This window comes from Candidatus Methanoperedens nitratireducens, assembly GCF_900196725.1.
Taxonomy (GTDB): Archaea; Halobacteriota; Methanosarcinia; order Methanosarcinales; family Methanoperedenaceae; genus Methanoperedens; species Methanoperedens nitroreducens_A.
In genome coordinates this window covers 1-4,642 of the sequence record NZ_FZMP01000209.1, presented here as the reverse complement: position 1 = coordinate 4,642, position 4,642 = coordinate 1, and the positions used below count along the sequence as shown (strand labels likewise).

4 protein-coding genes and 1 pseudogene are annotated in these 4,642 nt (G+C 45.4%); 2 read left to right on the top strand and 3 right to left on the bottom strand.

The features are described 5' to 3' along the window. The first annotated feature begins 41 nt into the window (after window positions 1–41). The gene (locus tag MNV_RS15275) at window positions 42–1,100 is read left to right on the top strand and encodes an ISAzo13 family transposase (protein WP_096206809.1); all 1,059 of its coding nucleotides are present in this window, start codon (window positions 42–44) and stop codon (window positions 1,098–1,100) included. Between the two features lie 69 nt (window positions 1,101–1,169). Beyond that, window positions 1,170–1,607, top strand: a pseudogene (locus MNV_RS15270) (type 1 glutamine amidotransferase domain-containing protein). Window positions 1,608–1,824: 217 nt separating this feature from the next. On the opposite strand, the gene MNV_RS15265 reads toward MNV_RS15270, so the two are convergent. The 3 genes from MNV_RS15265 to MNV_RS15250 form a co-directional block, all read right to left on the bottom strand. Further along, complete coding sequence (locus MNV_RS15265) at window positions 1,825–2,163, bottom strand: P-II family nitrogen regulator (protein ID WP_096206810.1); 339 nt, start codon at window positions 2,161–2,163, stop codon at window positions 1,825–1,827. A gap of 10 nt (window positions 2,164–2,173) precedes the next feature. Continuing rightward, on the bottom strand, window positions 2,174–3,472 hold the full coding sequence (locus MNV_RS15260; RefSeq protein WP_096206808.1) for an ammonium transporter: 1,299 nt from the start codon (window positions 3,470–3,472) through the stop codon (window positions 2,174–2,176). 334 nt (window positions 3,473–3,806) lie between these two features. Then, on the bottom strand, window positions 3,807–4,391 hold the full coding sequence (locus MNV_RS15250; RefSeq protein ID WP_096206807.1) for a hypothetical protein: 585 nt from the start codon (window positions 4,389–4,391) through the stop codon (window positions 3,807–3,809). Window positions 4,392–4,642 lie beyond the last annotated feature (251 nt).

Genomic DNA, 4,642 nt, shown 5'->3' with positions numbered 1-4,642 from the left:
AATTAGTAAATTATATAATCTAAGCCACCATATATAGTGGCATGGATACTAACAAGCAGTATGCATGGTGGCTAAAAGCCCTATCAGGAGCAGATGAAGTTCAAGCAAGACGTTTTGCAGGAGCCATAGCACTTGAAATTGGTTGGGGTGGAGTTTCAAAAGTAGAAGAATTAACCGGCATGTCCCATTCAACCATCAGTAAAGGGATAGAGGAACTCAAAACGTCCGAGAAACTTGAACCTCCAGAAAGACTTCGAGCACATGGTGGAGGAAGAAAAAAAGTAGAAATAAAAGATCCCGGAATCCTTGGAGATCTTGAGAAAATCATGGATGAAAACACTTCAGGCGACCCAATGAGTCTCCTGAAGTGGACAAACAAATCAACCTACAAGATCGCTGAGGAATTAAAAAAGCTAAAACATAAAATCGATCCAGATACAGTAGGACGTCTGCTGAAGGAAAACGATTACTCGCTTCAGGCAAATAAGAAAAATATCGAAGGTTCTTCAGTGCCCGAAAGAGACGCCCAGTTCAGGTATATAAACGAGCAGGCAAAAGAATTTATAAATCAAGGATATCCTGTAATATCAGTTGATGCAAAAAAGAAAGAAAATGTGGGAATGAGCTATGATACCTCCGAATTTGCCGTTGAAAGCATCAGGCAATGGTGGCTTATGTTTGGAAGAAATAATTATCCAAATGCAAAAGGGTTGATGATATGTGCAGATGGTGGTGGGAGTAATGGAAGTCGCAATAAAGGCTGGAAATATCATCTACAGGAATTGGTGAACCAAATTAAAATACCTATAACCGTATGCCATTACCCTCCTGGGACAAGTAAATGGAACAAGATAGAACATTGTATGTTCTCATTTATTACAATGAATTGGAAGGGGAAGCCGCTTGTTAGTTTTGAAACAATGATAAAACTCATTAGTGGCACGAAAACAAAAAAAGGTCTTATGGTGGCGTCTCGATTGGATGAAAAGGAATATACCAAAGGAATCAAAATATTGGATGAAGAAATGGATAAATTGCAGATAGAATACCATTCGTTACATCCGAAATGGAACTATTCCATTTCACCAAAAAGAGATTAATTTAGATAGGTTGTTTAACGGTAACTCCTAAGATAACTAAAATCTTTTAATCACAGTGGGGTAATACAGTTGAAAGCGCTGATAATAAGTGCAGATAATTTTGAGGATACGGAGCTTTTTTATCCGCTACACCGGTTAAAGGAAGAAGACATCGCAGCAGAAGTGGCATCCATGAAAGAAGGGCAGATTACAGGCAAACACGGGTATTCTATCCATGTTGATTTAACTCTTGCCGAAGTAAAGCCAGAAGAGTTTGATATGCTGGTTCTTCCGGGGGAAGAGCGCCTGAGAGAGTACGGCTTGATGAGAAAGCGCTTGAGATCGCAAGATATTTTTTCAATGAGAACAAGCCTGTGGGGGCTATATGCCACGGAGTTCAGGTACTGATCTCCGCAGGGGTAATAAGAGGATAAAGAGGTTGTGGTGGATGGCAACCTCGTAACCTCAAGGAACCCGGATGACCTCTACGCTTTTGGCAGAGAGCTTGTCAGGAAACTGAGAACGTAAAGCGCAGGGTTCCTGATCCCGGTCATGAATTACGATTTTGTCAATTCCTTGAAATCAAAAGTGGTGGAAATGGGGCAGGTAGTTACCTCAAAGCCCATCTCACTTTACAACCGGCTGGTATGAAAACAGACACTATTTAAACAACTAACTGATACGAACTCGTACGAACTCCGGTCGCATGAGTTGTAACGAGTTCTTATTAGTTCGTTGTTAATGCCTATATCGCCTCTGTTCCCCGCTCGCCCGTACTGACGCGCACGACGTCCTCAACTGGATAGATGAAAATCTTGCCGTCTCCGTTCTTACCGGTCTTTGAGACAGCAGTTATCGCAGCGATCACCAATTCTACATCTTTATCATCCACGATCATGTCCAGCTGGAGTTTTGGCAGGAATTCGACGCAGTACTCGCCTGCGCGCCACTGGAGACAGACGCCTTTCTGGCGTCCGCGTCCCTGCACCTCTGCAACTGTCATGCCGAGGATACCTTTCTCCTCAAGAGCCGCTCGAACTGCGTCAAGGCTCTCAGGTCTTATTATTGCTTCAACTTTCTTCATTTTGCTCACCTCACGAATATGCCTTTTCAGCATGCTGGGAAATATCTAATCCGACTGATTCCTCTTCATCGGCTACACGCAGCCCTATGGTTTTGTCTATGACTTTTGCTAAGATAACTGTCATAACAAACGCGTACACCCATACTACACCGACTGCGATTAGCTGCGTTACAAACTGTCCCGGATTGCCGTAGAGCAAACCGTTTGCGCCTGCGGAGTTCACTGCAACGGTGGCGAATAAGCCCGTCGCTATGGCACCCCAGGTTCCGCCCAGACCGTGGCATGCCCAGACATCCAGGGAGTCATCTACGGTTTGCTTGCCCCTGAACAGCATAGCATAGTAACTGATGACCGCTGCTACCGCTCCTATTATTATAGCAGCCAGCGGTGTAACGAAACCGGATGCAGGAGTTATCGCCACAAGTCCTACTACACCGCCGGTGGCTGCACCCAGGACACTTGGTCTCTTGTGGTACCAGCTAAGCATTGTCCACACCAGAGCTGCTGCGCCTGCCGCTGTGTTCGTTACTACAAAGGCGCTTGTTGCAAGTCCGTTGCTTGCTACTGCGCTACCGCCGTTGAACCCGAACCAGCCGAACCACAGAATCGCAGCGCCAAGAACGACCATTGGTATGTTGTGCGGCTCCATGGGCTGCTTTCCGAATCCCTTGCGTGAGCCTATCACAAAGGCAATTGCAAGAGCCGAAACCCCTGAGCTGATGTGAACAACCGTGCCTCCTGCAAAATCAAGCGCACCCAGGTTGCGAAGCCAGCCGCCAACACCCCATACCCAGTGGGCTATCGGGTCGTACACAAGAGTCGCCCAGAGCAGGGAGAACAGCATGAACGCGCTGAACTTTATGCGCTCAACGAAAGCGCCTGAAATGAGCGCGACTGTGATTATGGCGAACATCGCCTGGAATATCATATACGCTTGAGCCGGGATAGTAGCCGCATAGTCGGCATTGGGCTCCTGACCTACTCCGTTAAGCCCCAGCCAGTTGAGATTGCCGATCACGCCGTGCACATCCGGACCAAAAGCAAGGCTGTAGCCGAAAAGCACCCACTGAACGCTAATTAATGCAAGTATCGCAAAACTGAACATTATTGTTGAGAGAGCGTTTTTCTTCCGCACCATTCCCCCGTAGAACAAGCCCAGGGCAGGGGTCATCAGCATCACGAGCGCCGAACTCACAAGAACCCATGCAGTGTCGCCCGAATCTACTTTTGGTGTATCTGCTGCCAGAGCAGGTGCAGAGAGCAGCAGAAGAGCAATTATTGACCAGTATATCGGATTTTTTAACCTCATTTTCACATTCCTCCTGATTTTACCTTACTAAAGGCATACGGCTATCTAGTGGATAGTTCCTAGTATATATATCTAATGCTTATGTTATAAACCCGACCTCTGCTATTAATATATAATATATTTTATATTATTGATTTAATTGAGAGAGGATGATAGGTATTATCAGGAGGATATATTACCATAGAATCAACAATCTGCAGGAGGAAAAACGATGAGAATCCATTACGAAGAACTCCCCTGTTTTTAGTACCCTCCCGGGCGCATTTATCGCTTTTCACTGGCACGGCGATACGTTCGAAATACCGCCCGGCGCCGCAAGAATGGATAAGAACAATTAAATTTTCTTTGGAAAAAGCCGCTGTTCACATAATGCGTCCAATTCTTTACGCAGGCAATCGATAGCTACGAATATCCCTATGAGCCCGAGCGCCCACTCCGGATACTTTATCAGCATTTCCGGCTCCCCGGCCGAGAAATATACATAGCCCGTTAAATTTGCATATACCCATGTAAAAAGGATGACGGTCATATAGCTTATTACTGACATCAAGCCAAGTATCCGGATCGTTCTGAAGAGCTTTGAATAATCTGTTATATTGAAACTGCCGTTTGCATGCTCATGGCTTGTGCTGTTTACGAAGTTCATTGACAGGGTCAAACGGGCGGAGTTAGCCGGGTATACTGCCATAGCCGTGCCGGCTACGACAGGTGTGATCCGGTACGGCGCACCGGATGCAGGAAATACGCTTGAAGCCCTGCCGCTTATGGAGGCTGGGGCGTTCATATTGTTCATTTTAATATCTGAACACGCCTTTTTTCTTGCCGGCAGGGGTGTCTCAACTAAATCACCTGAATTTGCTTCTTTGTTGCTTTTAGGGCATGGAACATGGATTTCATAGATATGTGAAAATTGAGACACAATCCAAGTTCTGTTTTCACAACATTATAAACTCTTGCATCATTCTAATCATCATGATGATGAACTCGGCTTTTAGAACCATATCAGGGAGAACAAGTTCGAGAGCCGTGAAGGGTAAGGTATTTTAAAAGTACTTTTAGAGAAGGACACAGCCAGGATTGCAGGAGAACCAGAAGGGCACTATCCCATAAACAAGACTCTATTTTACATGATTTTGGTATCGGATGTGAAAAACCAATTGATTTTTGGCT

What these genes read in the sequence shown, in the direction of transcription:
- MNV_RS15275 (WP_096206809.1), top strand. Translation starts at nt 42, where the DNA reads ATGGATACTAACAAGCAGTATGCATGGTGGCTAAAAGCCCTATCAGGA.
- MNV_RS15265 (WP_096206810.1), bottom strand. Translation starts at nt 2,163, where the DNA reads ATGAAGAAAGTTGAAGCAATAATAAGACCTGAGAGCCTTGACGCAGTT.
- MNV_RS15260 (WP_096206808.1), bottom strand. Translation starts at nt 3,472, where the DNA reads ATGAGGTTAAAAAATCCGATATACTGGTCAATAATTGCTCTTCTGCTG.